The sequence below is a fragment of the Microbacterium paludicola genome (assembly GCF_015235415.1).
GTDB lineage: Bacteria > Actinomycetota > Actinomycetes > Actinomycetales > Microbacteriaceae > Microbacterium > Microbacterium paludicola.
This window is the reverse complement of record NZ_JADGLL010000009.1, coordinates 67427-81147: the sequence shown is the minus strand read 5'-3', so window position 1 is coordinate 81147 and position 13721 is coordinate 67427. Positions and strand designations below refer to the sequence as shown.

Below are 13721 nucleotides of genomic sequence, written 5' to 3'. Positions count from 1 at the left end.
CGCGTACATCGTCCCGTCCGACGCCCACGCCATCCCCTGCACGTTGCGGTGGCCGAGCGAGTACACGAGCGAATCCGGATCCGGATTGTCGAGGGCCGGATCGCCATCCGGTGTCATCCGCAGGATCTTGCCGCCCAGCGACGACGGATCCTGCGCGAGCGCCGGATCGGCCGCGTCGCCGACCGAGGCGTACAGCATGCCGTCGGGGCCGAACGCGAGGCGCCCGCCGTTGTGCCGGCCGGCGGAGGGAAGGCCGTCCAGGATCGTCTCCGCCTCCCCGAGCGCACCGCCGTCGACCTCGAATCGCTGGATGCGGTTGCCATCCGCTCCGGTCGAGTAGGCGTACAGGCGCCCCCGCGGATCGAACGCGAGCCCCAGCAGGCCACCCTCCCCGCCGTGCGCGACGCCCTCGACGACACCCAGCTCGTGGGTCGATCCGTCGTCGGCAAGCCGCAGGATCCGGCCGGAGTCCCGCTCGCTGACGACAACGAGATCCCCGGAGCGGGCGATCGACCACGGCGCCTCGAGCCCGGTCGCCACGACCTCCGTCCCCGAGGGAGCGCTCGGCGCGGGACCGGGTGACGACGCGCTCGCGGGATCGGATGCCGCCGCGGACGGCGAGGGCGCCGGATCCGGATCTGTCGCCGTGCAGCCGGCGAGGGTGAGCGCCGAGACGAGCGCGGCCACGACGGCAATGCCGTGCGTCGCTTTGCCGCCACGCGCTCGGTCCGTGTGCCGCATGGCGCCCACGGTACGCCGGATCGCGCGCGCCGCGGCCGTAGGATCGTGGATCGTGGCGAAGCGACCGAGCAGCAAGCGCAAGAACACCCGTGGCCTGAGCGGGAACCCCGCCAAGCGCGCCGTCGCGCGGACGGACGCATCACCCACCGCCGGCCCCGTGACCGTCGGCGACTGGATCGGCGCCGCGCGCCTGCGCACCCTTCCGCTCGCGGTGTCACCCGTTGTGATCGGCACGGGAGCGGCGCTGATCGTGAGCGACGTCTTCCACTGGGTCATCGCGCTCGCCTGCCTGGTGGTCGCGGTGTCGCTGCAGATCGGCGTGAACTTCGCCAACGACTACAGCGACGGCATCCGCGGCACCGACGCCCACCGCGTGGGCCCCGCGCGCCTCACCGCGTCCGGCCGGGTGAAGCCCCGCTCGGTGCTCGTCGCCGCCTTCGTCTTCTTCGGCATCGCCGCGCTCGCAGGTCTCGCGATCACCATCCGCACGCAGCAGTGGTGGTTCATCGCGCTCGGTCTCGTCTGCATCGTCGCCGCGTGGTTCTACACCGGCGGCAAGCGTCCCTACGGCTACAACGCGCTCGGCGAGGTCTTCGTCTTCATCTTCTTCGGCCTCGTCGCCACGCTCGGCACCACGTGGGTGCAGGCGCTCGCCCTGCCGCAGGAGGCCTGGTTCGGCGCCGTCGGCGCCGGCCTGCTCGCCTGCGCCGTGCTGCTCGCCAACAACCTGCGCGACATCGACCAGGATCGCCGGGTCGGCAAGCGCACCCTCAGCGTCCTCATCGGGCGCCGCGCGACGCAGATCCTGTACACCGTCTTCGTCCTGCTCGCCTTCGCGACGTCCTGGTACCTCGCGCTGTTCTACCCGATCGCCTGGCTCGCCTCGCTCGCCCTCCTCGCGGGAGGCCCGGCCATCCTGATCGTCTGGACCTACCGTCAGCCCCGTGAGCTGGTCACCGCGCTGGCCCTGACGTCGCTGACCTCGCTCGGCTACGCGGGGTTCCTGTTCTGGGCGTTCTATTGAGACACGGCTCGCACCGGTTCTTTCAGAAGCGGCAGTTCCCTTTAGAAGCGTCTCGCACGCTTCGGGGCCGCAAGCGGCGCCCTCGCGAGCGAGGCACCGTCGCTGACGCTCCGTTGCGGCAGCGCTTCGCGCTGCGGGGGTCGCTTCGCTCCACGTTCGCTTCGCTCACACATGGGGGCACAGGTCCGTTGCCCCTCCCGCGGGCGGCTTGAGGTCGGTCGCTTCGGCTCGCAGGCTCGCTCAGCAACCGGGTGAGGGGTGAACGTGCGGCGTTCGCACCTCTCAGCGCCTCATTCGGTGCGTTTGCCGCACCTTTGTGCCCGCCCCACCCCGGTTATCGAGCGAGCGGAGCGAGTCGAGATGACCTGCTCGCACGGGCGGGCGGCTTGAGGTCGGTCGCTTCGGCTCGCAGGCTCGCTCAGCAACCGGGCGTCAGCCGCGCTGGGCCTCGTCGTTCGCCGCGTCCTCGAGCTCGTCCTCCAGCTCGCGCTCGGTGCGCGCGCGGGGCGCCGCCTCCCGGCGGGCCGCGAGCGACTGCGCCGCATCCGCGAGCGGGCGGCGCAGGAACAGCACCGAGATGCTCAGGCCGATGAGCGCGGCGAAGATCGCGGCGAGCCACCACAGGTCGTGGAATGCCGGCAGCAGCATCATCAGCCCGAAGGGCACGAGGAACGCGGCGAGCCGCAGCACCGCGTAGACCACCAGCGACACACCCGCCGGGCGACCGGATCCAGCCGGCCGGGCCTCGTCCGTCGCGGCGGATCCCGGGGCGTCCTCGAGCGGGGCGTCAGCGTGCGTGTTCACGCGCTCGAGTCTAGATTCGCCACCTGAGCGCGACCCGGGCCGGCGGTCGCGTCAACCCCATCCCGTGCACAGGTGACCCGCCTAGGATGAGGAGATGCCGCCTCGCGTGTTGATCCCCCTCGTTGTGGCTGCGATCGCGTTCTGGGTCTTCAGCATCGTCGACTGCGCCGTCCAGCCCCCGACCCGCCACCGCGGTGTCTCGAAGGGTGCATGGATCGCGATCGTCGTCCTGGTGCCCGTGCTCGGCGGCATCCTGTGGTTCGTCCTCGGCCGCTCGCGCCCGCAGTCGGGGAGCCGCGTCATCGCTCCGGATGACGACCCCCAGTTCCTCGGCACGCTGAAGGGCGTGACCGATCAGGATGAGCGCATCCGCCTGCTCGAGGAGGAGCTCGCACGTCTCGACTCCGAGTCGGACGAGCAGCCGAAGCCGGGCGAGGAGAAGCCGGACGAGACGGGGGACGACGACCCCCGCGGCCGTCGCGGGACGCTCTGACGTGAGCCGGGACCCCGGCGCATCGCCCGCGAGCGCCGCAGCCGCCGCGCTTCTCGACGAGCTCGTCGCCCACGGGGTGCGGCACGTGGTGGTGAGCCCCGGCTCGCGCTCCCAGGCGCTCGCGCTCGCCGCGGCGGCCCTCGAGCGCGCGGGGCGCATCCGGCTCCACGTCCGGATCGACGAGCGCGTCGCCGGCTTCACGGCGCTCGGCATCGGCCGCGAGACGCGCGTGCCCGCCGCCGTGATCTGCACGTCAGGGACGGCCGTCGCGAACCTGCTTCCCGCGGTGCTCGAGGCGCATCACGCCGGCGTCCCGCTGCTGCTGCTGACGGCCGATCGCCCGCCCGAGCTGCGCGGCGTCGGGGCGAATCAGGCAACCACCCAGCCCGGGATCTTCGGCGCGTTCACGCGTTTCGCGATGGACGCGGAGACGCCGACCGGCGAGCAGGGTGAGGTCGCCGCGGCGCGCGCCATCGCGCGGCGCGCGTACGGCGCGGCCACCGGCGACGCAGGCGACGCCGTCGCCGGCCCCGTGCACCTGAACCTCCCGTATCGCGAGCCGCTCGCCGGGGCCCTGCCGGAGTGGTTCACCGGCGGCAGGACCCGTGCCGTCCCGGACGCCATCACGGCGCCGAAGCGCGATCCGCACGCCCTCGAGCGGGGCCCCCGCACGGTTGTGATCGCGGGCGCCGACGCCGGACTGGCCGCCGAGGAGCTGGCGCACGCGGGCGGATGGCCGCTCATCGCCGAGATCGTCAGCGGCGCCCGCTTCGGTCGTCAGGTGATCCACGGCTACCGCGCCCTGCTGCGCGATCCCGACCTCGGCGGACGCATCGAGCGCGCCGTCGTCCTGGGGCATCCGACCCTCTCCCGCGAAGTCGCCGCCCTCCTCTCGCGGCCGGATGTCGACGTGGTCGCGGTGCGCGGCGCGGGGGAGGACCTCGATCTCAACCACCGGACGACCCACGTCGACGCGGTCGCGGTGACCCCCGGCGATCCGGATCGCGCCTGGCTCGGATCCTGGCTGCAGGCATCCGCCGCGCACGCCGTCGACCTCGACGCGCCCGCGCCCGATCTCGACGGGCTCGCCTCGAAGGATCCGCTCGCCCGCGCGCAGGCGACCCGCGCCGAGCTGGCCGCGGTGCGCCGCCCGCTCGATCGCGAGCAGCTCGCCGCCGCGGTGTGGGCCGCGACCTGGCCGCACGACCGGCTCGTGTTCGGGTCGTCCCGCCTCGTCCGCGTGGCCGACGCGGTGCTGCCGGGCAAGCGGGTTCCCGTTCACGCGAATCGCGGTCTCGCGGGCATCGACGGCACGATCGCGACGGCCCTCGGCATCGCGCTCGCGAGCCAGGATGGCGCCCGCCCCGGCGTCACTCGGGTGCTGCTCGGCGACCTGACCCTGCTCCACGACGTCGGTGCGCTGCTGCTGCCGGTCTCGGAGGAGCATCCGCGGATCCAGCTGATCGTCGGCAACGACGGCGGCGGCACGATCTTCGACGGGCTCGAGGTCGCCTCCCTCGCCTCGAAGGACGACATGGACCGCGTGCAGTACACGCCGCAGCAGGCGGACGTCGCGGCGCTCGCGTCCGCGTACGGCTGGGAGCACACGCGCGTCACGACCCGCTCGGCCCTGGATCAGGCGCTGATCGCGCCGGGATCCCGACGCATCATCGAGGTCCCGCTCGAGCGGGAGTGAGCTCATCCGCGCGTCGGCTCCCGCCGCTCTCGCGTCGGGTCGGATCCGGATGGTTGACTGTGCCGCATGATCGCGAAGAGCCAGGCCCGCTGGACGGATGACGCAGCCCGCGTGCTGCGGGTGACGAAGGGATTCCAGCTGTCGGACGTCGACCCCGACGCGACGCCCGGGTACGACGGCGACAAGGCAGCGGGCAAGGCCGACCTCAAGTCGGGCCTCGAGCAGCTCGCCGAGTACCAGGAGCGCCTGTACGCCGCGAGCCGCGGCGGCACCGCGAAGGACGCCGTGCTGCTCGTGCTGCAGGCGATGGACTCGGCCGGCAAGGGCGGGGTCGTCCGTCACGTGGTGGGAGGCGTCGACCCGCAGGGGATTCAGCTCGCCGCCTTCAAGGCACCGACGGAGGAGGAGCTCGCGCACGACTTCCTGTGGCGGGTCGAGAAGCGCCTGCCGGGTGCGGGCCTGATCGGGGTGTTCGACCGCTCGCACTACGAGGACGTGCTGATCGGCCGCGTGCGCAAGCTGGCCGACGCGCAGGAGATCGAGCGTCGCTACGGCGCCATCGTCGACTTCGAGCGCCGCATCGCCGACCGCGGCATCCGGATCATCAAGGTCATGCTCCACATCTCGCCGGAGGAGCAGGGCGAGCGCCTGATGGAGCGCCTCGAGCGCCCCGACAAGCACTGGAAGTACAACCCGGGCGACGTCGACGAGCGCGCGCGGTGGAGCGCGTACATGGACGCGTACCAGACCGCCCTCACCCGCACCTCGACCGATGAGGCGCCGTGGTACGTCGTGCCCGCGAACCACAAGTGGTACGCGCGCCTCGCGGTGCAGGAGCTGCTGCTGGAGGCGCTCGAGGGCATCGACCCGCAGTGGCCGGTCGCGGAGTTCGACGTCGAGGCCGAGAAGAAGCGCCTGAAGGCGACTCTGTAACGCCGCACAGCCCCGCCCGCCCCCGGCCTGTGGCCTGGACCCGTCGCCGGGTGCGGAAGGATGGCGGCATGGGTATGCGGGTAGTGGTCGCGCCGGACAGCTTCAAGGGCACGTGCCCCGCCGCCGACGCGGCGCGGACGATCGCCGACGGCTGGGCGGGCGTGCGCAGCGACGACGAGGTCGTGCTGCGGCCGATGGCAGACGGCGGCGAGGGCACGCTCGACGCATTCGCCACGGCGTTCCCCGAGGCGACGCGGATGCCGGTGCGCGTCACCGGGCCGCTCGGCCTCCCGGTCGATGCGGCCTGGCTGCTGCTCCCCGACGGCACGGGTGTCGTCGAGATCGCCTCGACATCCGGAATCGAGCTGCTGGCCGGCGACCTGCGCGGCCGGGACGCGTCCACCCTCGGCTTCGGGCAGGCGATTCGGGCCGCGGTCGATCACGGCGTCTCGCGGCTCATCCTCGGCATCGGATCCAGCGCCTCGACGGACGGCGGCATCGGGGCCCTCACGGCCCTCGGTGCGCGCTTCATCAACGCGTACGACCTGTCCGTCCCTCCCGGGGCGGCCGGCCTCGAGGAGCTCGCGAAAGCGGATCTCACGAGACTGCGTCCGGCGCCGTCCGGCGGCGTGCTCGTGCTCACCGACGTGACGAACCCCCTGACCGGTCGCCGCGGCGCGGCGGCCGTCTTCGGCCCGCAGAAGGGCCTCGACGCCGGCGGCGTCGCCCGCGCGGACGAGGGCCTCGCCCGCCTCGCGAGCCTGCTCGACGCCGATCCGGATGTGCCCGGCGCCGGCGCGGCCGGCGGCTGCGGCTTCGGGCTGCTCGCCTGGGGCGGGCGCCTCGTCGGCGGAGCGGCCGAGATCGGCGCCCTCACCGGCCTTCCGGCGGCGATCGAGGGTGCGGACCTCGTCATCACGGGCGAGGGCTCGTACGACGGCCAGTCGGCTGCCGGGAAGACCCCCGCATACGTCGCCGGGCTCGCACGCGAGGCCGGCGCCCGGATCGCCGTCGTCGCCGGGCGGATCGCGGACGACGCCGACGTCACCGGTATCGAGGCGGTCTCCCTCACGGAGCTCGCCGGGTCCGCCGACGCGGCGATGACCGACACGCGGCACTGGCTGCAGGCCGCCGGCGAGCGACTCGCCGCGGCACAGGGAGAGGATGACTGACATGGAACTCACCAACTGGGCGGGAAACGTGCGCTTCCGCGCGAACCGGATCGCCGACCCCGCCAGCACCGAGGACGTCCGCGAGATCCTGCGGCGCCCCGGCCGCGTCCGCGCACTGGGCTCCGGCCACTCCTTCAGCCTGATCGCCGACACCGAGGCGACGCTCGTCTCCACGGCCGGGCTGGCTTCCGCCCCCGTGATCGACGCCGACGCGCGCACCGTCACGGTCGGCGCCGGCGCCCGGTACGGCCACCTCGCCCAGGCGCTCGAGGCCGAGGGATGGGCGCTGGCGAACCTCGCCTCGCTGCCGCACATCTCGATCGGCGGCGCGATCGCGACGGGCACGCACGGGTCAGGTGACGGCGTCGGGACGCTGTCCTCCGCCGTCGCGGCACTGGAGCTCGTCACCGCGACGGGCGACGTCCTGACCCTCGCCCGCGGCGACGAGCACTTCGACGCCGCAGTCGTCTCGCTCGGGGCGCTCGGCATCGTGACGCAGATCACGCTCGACATCGAGCCCTCCTTCGAGGTGCGCCAGCGCCTCTACGAGAACCTCCCGCTCGAGACCGCGCTGTCGCACTTCGATGCGCTCATGGGCGCCGCCTACAGCGTCAGCCTCTTCCTGCGGTGGACGGATCCGGATGTCGTCGATCAGGTGTGGACGAAGTCGCGCGTCGAGGAGCCGCCGACGATCCCGGGCGATCCCGCGCCCGCGACCGAGCCGCTGCACATGCTCGCGGGCGTCTCGCCCGACGCCTGCACGCCGCAGCTGGGGGAGCCCGGACGCTGGCTTGACCGGCTGCCGCACTTCCGGATGAGCCACACTCCCTCGAGCGGCGCCGAGCTGCAGTCGGAGCACCTCGTGCCGCGCCGGCACGCGGTCGCCGCGATCCGCGCGGTCCGCGAGCTCGCCGACGACATCGCCCCGCTCATCCAGGTCACGGAGATCCGCTCGATGCGCGCCGACAGCCTCTGGCTGAGCCCCGCGTACGAGACCGACACTGTCGGCCTGCACTTCACGTGGCTGCCGGATCAGCCGGCGGTCGAGGCGGTGGTCGCGAAGATCGAGGCCGCGCTGCAGCCGTTCGCCGCCCGCCCGCACTGGGGGAAGCTCGCCACGATGAGTGCCGCGGGCCGCGCCGCCGTCTGGCCGCGCCTCGCGGACTTCGCCGCGCTCACCCGCGAGTTCGACCCGGGGGCCCGCATGCGCAACCCCTACCTCGGCTTCCTCGACGAGCTCTAAACCGACGCTGTTCTTTCTTGGCCGCGCGCTGATCGATCACTCGGCCGACGCGGGCTGTTCGTGACTCTCACGCGTCGGGCACCGCTCCGCGGTACCACTCCGTGAGAGAGGCCGTCGCTCCGCTCGCGGGGCGCCGGCGCTCGCGATCGATGGGCTGTCGCTTCGCTCCATCCGTGGGCGCGCTGGTTGGCCGCTCCGCGGCACGCTCCCTTCGGTCGCACGTGGCGACCACAAGCCTCGCGGTCGTCGTCCTACGCCAGCGCGTCCACGATCGGCCGGAACTTCACCCGCGTCTCCAGCAGCTCCGCCTCGGGCACGCTGCCGGCGACGATGCCGCCGCCCGCGTGGGCGGTGACTGGGCGCGTTCCGTCTGGGTCGATCATCCAGCCCCGGTCGGTGGTCTCGCCGGGCACCCCGAACTGGGCGCAGCGCAGCGCGATGGCCCACTCGCCGTCGCCGTTGCCGTCGATCCAGCCGACCGGACCGGCGTAGCGCCCGCGGTCGAAGGGCTCGATGCGCCGGATGGCCGCCATCGCGGCCTCGCGGGGCGTGCCGGCCACGGCCGCCGTCGGGTGCAGGGCACGCACCATGTCGAGCGCCGTCGATCCGTTGGAGAGCGTTCCCTCGACATCCGTCGCGAGGTGCCAGAGGTTCGGCAGCTTGAGCGTGAAGGGCTGCTCGGCGGACGCGAGCGCCGAGGTGTGGGGGCGCAGCGCATCGACGACCGAGCGCACGGCGTACTCGTGCTCGTCGACGTCCTTGGGGTTGGCCGCGAGCTCGGCGATGATCGCCGAGTCCTCGTCGGCGTCCGCGCCGCGGGGGCGGGTGCCGGCGAGCACGCGGGCCGTGACCTCTCCGCCGCGCACGGTGACGAGGGTCTCGGGGCTCGCGCCGATGATCCCCTCCACCGCGAACGTCCATGTGTCGGGGTAGCCGCTCGCGAGGGCGCGCACCAGGCGACGGAGGTCGGCGTCGACGGGAACGGAGCCGGCGATGTCGCGGGCGATCACGACCTTCTTCACCTCGCCGGCCTCGATCGCCGCGAGCGCCTCGCGCACCGCGTCGCCGTGCGCGGCGGGATCCATCCGCCCCGGTCCGAGCGTCGCCGACCAGTGCGATCCGTAGTCGGAGGGCTGCGGGGCCTCGTCGGGCGCGGCGGCGCGGGCGTTGCGGATCCGCGTGATCCAGTGACGGCCGCCGCGGCGCCCGAGGATCGTCGACGGCACCGTCAGGGTGCTGCGCTGCGCCGAGCCGTCGTCGAACGCGAAGGCGCCGAACGCGACGAGGCCCGTCCCGGGAACACGCACCTCGTCGTCGACCTCGGCCGCGGCCATGATCTCCCGCCACGAGGCGGCGATGCGCGCGATCCGGTCGGGGCCGGTGACGTCGAGGCGCAGGATCTCGGTGCCCGCGCCCACGAGCATGTCGCCCTTGCGCTGCCAGGCGAGGGGCCAGGAGCGGCTCGCCCAGAGCAGCGGATCCTCGACCGGATCCGCCTCCCGGGTCTCCACGATCAGGCGCGGGACGCGGGACGTTTCTGACACCCATCCAGCTTAGATCCGCCCCTCCGGCCCGGGGCGCGCGCTCCTGCCCGCCCGGGCGGCATAGGCTCGGACAATGCCCCGGCCCGCCATAGGAACCCCGCTCGTCTTCCGCTGGCGGAAGTGGGACGGCTCCCCGCACTGGGAGCACGAGTGCGTCTACCTCGGATCGGATCACTGGGGCGACTGGCTGGGCCAGCGGACCGGATCGCGCAGCTTCCGTCCGGGACGGGACCTCGTGCTGGACATACCGAGCGTCATGTTGATCCCCGCCGACCGCCAGGACTACGTGCTGACCGTCAACGCGTCGCCGGCCGCCACACGCGTGTACATCGACGTCTCGTGGGCCGCCGGCTGGGGCGAGGACGGTCTTCCCACCGCGATCGACATGGACCTCGATGTCGTGCGCCGCACCGACGAGCGCGGCGTCTACATCGACGACGAGGACGAGTGGGAGGTGCACAGGGTGCGCTACGGCTACCCGTCCCGCGTGATCGAGGCCCTCGAGGCGACGGCCCACGACCTCGAACGGCGGGTGCGCGCGCTCGAGGCGCCGTTCGACGAGGCGACGGCCGAGCACTGGCTGGCGCGGCTGGCGACCGTAGACTCGGAGGCGTGATCTCGCACGCCGGACGCCGCAGCCCCTTCGACGGAGGGCCCAACCGCGCCGACCTGGGCAAGGACCCCGCCAGCGTCAGCGGCATGTTCGATCAGGTCGCCGCGAAGTACGACGTCACGAACACGGTGCTGAGCGTCGGCAACGACCGCCTCTGGCGCGTCGCCACGACCCGCGCCGTGCGCCCGCGGCCGGGGGAGCGCATCCTCGACCTCGCTGCCGGCACGGGCGCGTCCTCCATCTCGCTTGCCCGCAGCGGTGCTCACGTGGTCGCCGCCGACTTCTCGCCGGGGATGATCGCCGAAGGGCGTCGCCGGTACCGGGATGTGCGCAACCTCGAGTTCGTCGAGGCCGACGCGACCGCCCTTCCCTTCGCCGACGGCGAGTTCGACGCCGTGACGATGTCGTTCGGCCTGCGCAACGTCAAGCAGCCGAAGAAGGCCCTGGCCGAGCTGCTGCGGGTCGCCAAGCCCGGCGGCCGCCTCGTGATCTGCGAGTTCTCGCACCCGCCCGTCCCCGCGATCCGCGGGCTCTACCGCTTCTACAACGACCGCATCCTGCCGCGCATCGCGCGCGTCGTCTCGTCGAACACCGAGGCCTACGACTACCTCAACGAGTCGATCAGGCACTGGCCGGATCAGCGCGCGCTGTCTGCCTGGATCCGCGAGGTCGGATGGGCGGACGTCGCGTATCGCGACCTGAGCTTCGGCATCGTCGCCCTTCACCGGGCGGTGAAGCCGGCGCAGCCGGGAGCCGCGCCGAGGTCCTTCGACGCCGAACCGGAAGGCCGTCGCGGCGAAGACGCCGCCGGTAGGCTGGAGTCGTGACACCCCGACCGGCGACGGGCTCCTCCATGGCGAGTCGATTCGGCCTCAGCGAACGCGTCTTCGCCGGGCCGGGATCGAAGCGGCTCATCGGGCTGATCGAGGACGGCCTGGAGCAGGTCGAGGAACGTCTCGCCGACGAGCTCCACTCGGCCGATGAGCTTGTCGACGCCACCGCGCGCTACCTCTACGAGGCCGGCGGCAAGCGCGTGCGTCCGATGCTCACGATGCTGTCGGCGCAGCTCGGCGACGGCACCGTCCCGGCGGTGATCGACGCGGCCACCGCCCTCGAGCTCACGCACCTCGGCTCGCTGTACCACGACGACGTCATGGACGGAGCCGACCGCCGCCGCGGCGTCGCGAGCGCGCACCAGGTGTGGGGCAACAGCATCGCCATCCTGACCGGCGACCTGCTGTTCTCGCGCGCGAGTCAGATCATGGCCCGCCTCGGCGAGCGCGCCATGGCGCTGCAGGCCGACACGTTCGAGCGGCTCGTGCTCGGCCAGATGCACGAGACGGTCGGTGCGCAGCCGGGTCAGGATGCGATCGCGTTCTACATCCAGGTGCTCGCCGACAAGACCGGCTCGCTGATCGCCGCGTCCGTGCAGGCCGGCGCGATCTTCTCCAACGCGGATGAGCGCTTCCACCAGCCGCTGCGCGTGTACGGCGAGAAGGTCGGCGTGGCGTTCCAGCTGCTCGACGATGTGATCGACCTGTCCGCGGATGCGTCCGAGACGGGCAAGGTCCCCGGCACCGATCTGCGCGCCGGAGTGCCGACGATGCCGTACCTGCTGCTCGCCGCGGCCGACGACGACGAGTCGCGCGCGCTCACGCAGCGCATCGACGATGGCGTCGCCCGCATCGGCGAGGGCGAGGACCCGGCCATCCTGGATGAGCCGCTCGCGGTCCTGCGCGACCACCCCGCGACCGCGCGCACGCGCGAGCTCGCCCTGACCTGGACCCGCGAGGCGATCGACGCCCTCGACCCGCTGCCGCGCGGCGGCGTGCGCGAGGCGCTCGTGCGCTTCGCCGAGTCGCTCGTCGACCGCAGCAGCTGACACCGGATCCATCCGGCGTCGCGCGGCAGACTCTTGTGTATCGAAGGCCTGACCGCCTGAAAGGAAAGTCATGACCAAGCTGAGGCTGGCCATCGTCGGCGCGGGACCCGCGGGCATCTACGCCGCGGACATCCTGCTCAAGGCAGAGAAGAAGTTCGACGTCTCCATCGACCTCTTCGAGAACCTGCCGGCGCCCTACGGGCTCGTGCGCTACGGCGTCGCCCCCGACCACCCGCGCATCAAGGGCGTGATCGGCGCGCTGCGCGAGGTGCTCGACCGGGGCGACATCCGCCTGTTCGGCAACGTCCGCTTCGGCGAGGACATCACGCTCGACGACCTGAAGCACCACTACAACGCGGTGATCTTCGCGACCGGTGCCGTGCGCGACGCCGATCTCGACATCCCGGGCATCGACGCCGAGGGCTCCTACGGCGCCGCCGACTTCGTGAGCTGGTTCGACGGACACCCGGATGTGCCGCGCACGTGGCCGCTGACCGCGCCGTCGGTCGGCGTGATCGGCAACGGGAACGTCGCCCTCGACATCTCGCGCATCCTCGCCAAGCACGCGATCGACCTGCTGCCGACCGAGGTGCCGCCGAACGTGTACGAGATCCTCGACGCGTCGCCCGTCACCGACGTGCACGTCTTCGGCCGTCGCGGCCCCGCGCAGGTGAAGTTCACCCCGCTCGAGCTGCGCGAGCTCGGCGAGCTGCGGGATGTCGACATGGTCGTCTACGACGAGGACTTCGACTACGACGAGGCGTCGAAGGCGGCGATCGAGACGAACAAGCAGGTCAAGGTCATCGACCGCGTGCTGCAGTCGTGGCGTCAGCGCGAGTCGGCGAACAACGCCGGCGGCACGGCGTCGCGTCGCCTTCACCTTCACTTCTGGGCCAAGCCGATCGAGGTCAAGAAGGACGAGCACGGTCGGGTCGCGGCCCTCGTGTACGAGCGCACCCGCCCCGACGGGCAGGGCGGCGTCGTCGGCACCGGCGAGCTGCGCGAGGTGCCGATGGGGCAGCTGTACCGCGCGGTTGGCTACTTCGGCTCGCCGCTGCCGGGGGTGCCGTTCGACGAGCGCCACGGCGTCATCCCGAACCACGAGGGCCAGGTGCTCTCGCCCGACTCGAACGAGCGGATCCCCGGGATGTACGCGACCGGATGGATCAAGCGCGGCCCCGTGGGCCTCATCGGCCACACCAAGTCGGACGCGATGGAGACCATCCAGCACCTGCTCAACGGCCAGGGGTCGTGGTGGCAGCCCGCCGATCCGTCGGAGGAGGCGATCCCGGCGCTGCTCGCCTCGCGCGGCGTCGCCTGGACGGATCTCGAGGGCTGGCACCGGCTCGACGAGCACGAGATCGCCCTGGGTGCACCCGAGGGCCGTGCGCGGGTCAAGGTCGTCCCCCGCGACGAGATGATCAAGGTCTCGCGGGGCGAGTAACCCGCCCCCGACCGACCGAGAGCCCGGCGCCTGGTGGGGCCGGGCTCTCGTGCATCTGGCGAGAAGCGGTGCCGTCGGCCCCTCATCCGGATGGATGACGGCCCGACGGCACCGATTCTGGTCCCGCCGAGG

The 13721-nt window shown here is 72.6% G+C and carries 13 protein-coding genes; 10 read left to right on the top strand and 3 right to left on the bottom strand.

The annotated features are described in order from the left end of the window. Positions 1-741: PQQ-dependent sugar dehydrogenase (locus IR155_RS06100; protein ID WP_167760717.1), on the bottom strand; the 741-nt coding region annotated here is incomplete at its 3' end. Positions 742-793: 52 nt separating this feature from the next. Here IR155_RS06100 and IR155_RS06095 point away from each other — a divergent pair. Then, positions 794-1765, top strand: coding sequence for a 1,4-dihydroxy-2-naphthoate polyprenyltransferase (locus tag IR155_RS06095; protein WP_409366549.1), 972 nt, complete (start codon positions 794-796; stop codon positions 1763-1765). Between the two features lie 432 nt (positions 1766-2197). Here IR155_RS06095 and IR155_RS06090 read toward each other — a convergent pair whose 3' ends face one another. Then, positions 2198-2569, bottom strand: coding sequence for a DUF4229 domain-containing protein (locus IR155_RS06090; protein ID WP_233441118.1), 372 nt, complete (start codon positions 2567-2569; stop codon positions 2198-2200). 94 nt (positions 2570-2663) lie between these two features. Between IR155_RS06090 and IR155_RS06085 the strand changes: the two genes are divergently transcribed. The 5 genes from IR155_RS06085 (at position 2664) to IR155_RS06065 (ending at position 8106) form a co-directional block, all read left to right on the top strand. Next, on the top strand, positions 2664-3062 hold the full coding sequence (locus IR155_RS06085) for a PLD nuclease N-terminal domain-containing protein (protein ID WP_209306740.1): 399 nt from the start codon (positions 2664-2666) through the stop codon (positions 3060-3062). 1 nt (position 3063) lies between these two features. After that, entirely contained in the window at positions 3064-4758 is a 1695-nt protein-coding gene (gene menD, locus IR155_RS06080; protein ID WP_209306739.1) for a 2-succinyl-5-enolpyruvyl-6-hydroxy-3-cyclohexene-1-carboxylic-acid synthase, read from the top strand. Between the two features lie 66 nt (positions 4759-4824). After that, entirely contained in the window at positions 4825-5691 is an 867-nt protein-coding gene (locus IR155_RS06075; RefSeq protein WP_135113932.1) for a PPK2 family polyphosphate kinase, read from the top strand. Positions 5692-5765: 74 nt separating this feature from the next. Then, positions 5766-6863 (top strand): glycerate kinase, encoded by a 1098-nt coding sequence (locus IR155_RS06070; protein WP_135113949.1) that lies wholly within the window; start codon positions 5766-5768, stop codon positions 6861-6863. 1 nt (position 6864) lies between these two features. Beyond that, entirely contained in the window at positions 6865-8106 is a 1242-nt protein-coding gene (locus IR155_RS06065; RefSeq protein ID WP_135113931.1) for an FAD-binding protein, read from the top strand. 251 nt (positions 8107-8357) lie between these two features. On the opposite strand, the gene IR155_RS06060 is transcribed toward IR155_RS06065, so the two are convergent. Continuing rightward, positions 8358-9650, bottom strand: a complete 1293-nt coding sequence (locus IR155_RS06060; RefSeq protein ID WP_233441116.1) for an isochorismate synthase — start codon at positions 9648-9650, stop codon at positions 8358-8360. A gap of 73 nt (positions 9651-9723) precedes the next feature. Between IR155_RS06060 and IR155_RS06055 the strand changes: the two genes are divergently transcribed. The 4 genes from IR155_RS06055 (at position 9724) to IR155_RS06040 (ending at position 13589) form a co-directional block, all read left to right on the top strand. Beyond that, complete coding sequence (locus tag IR155_RS06055; protein ID WP_135113930.1) at positions 9724-10266, top strand: DUF402 domain-containing protein; 543 nt, start codon at positions 9724-9726, stop codon at positions 10264-10266. Further along, positions 10263-11090, top strand: coding sequence for a bifunctional demethylmenaquinone methyltransferase/2-methoxy-6-polyprenyl-1,4-benzoquinol methylase UbiE (gene ubiE, locus IR155_RS06050; RefSeq protein WP_267899512.1), 828 nt, complete (start codon positions 10263-10265; stop codon positions 11088-11090). The genes IR155_RS06055 and ubiE overlap by 4 nt, the downstream gene beginning before the upstream one ends. A 26-nt stretch (positions 11091-11116) precedes the next feature. Then, positions 11117-12145 (top strand): polyprenyl synthetase family protein, encoded by a 1029-nt coding sequence (locus IR155_RS06045; protein ID WP_135113928.1) that lies wholly within the window; start codon positions 11117-11119, stop codon positions 12143-12145. 70 nt (positions 12146-12215) lie between these two features. Further along, on the top strand, positions 12216-13589 hold the full coding sequence (locus IR155_RS06040; RefSeq protein WP_135113927.1) for an FAD-dependent oxidoreductase: 1374 nt from the start codon (positions 12216-12218) through the stop codon (positions 13587-13589). Positions 13590-13721 lie beyond the last annotated feature (132 nt).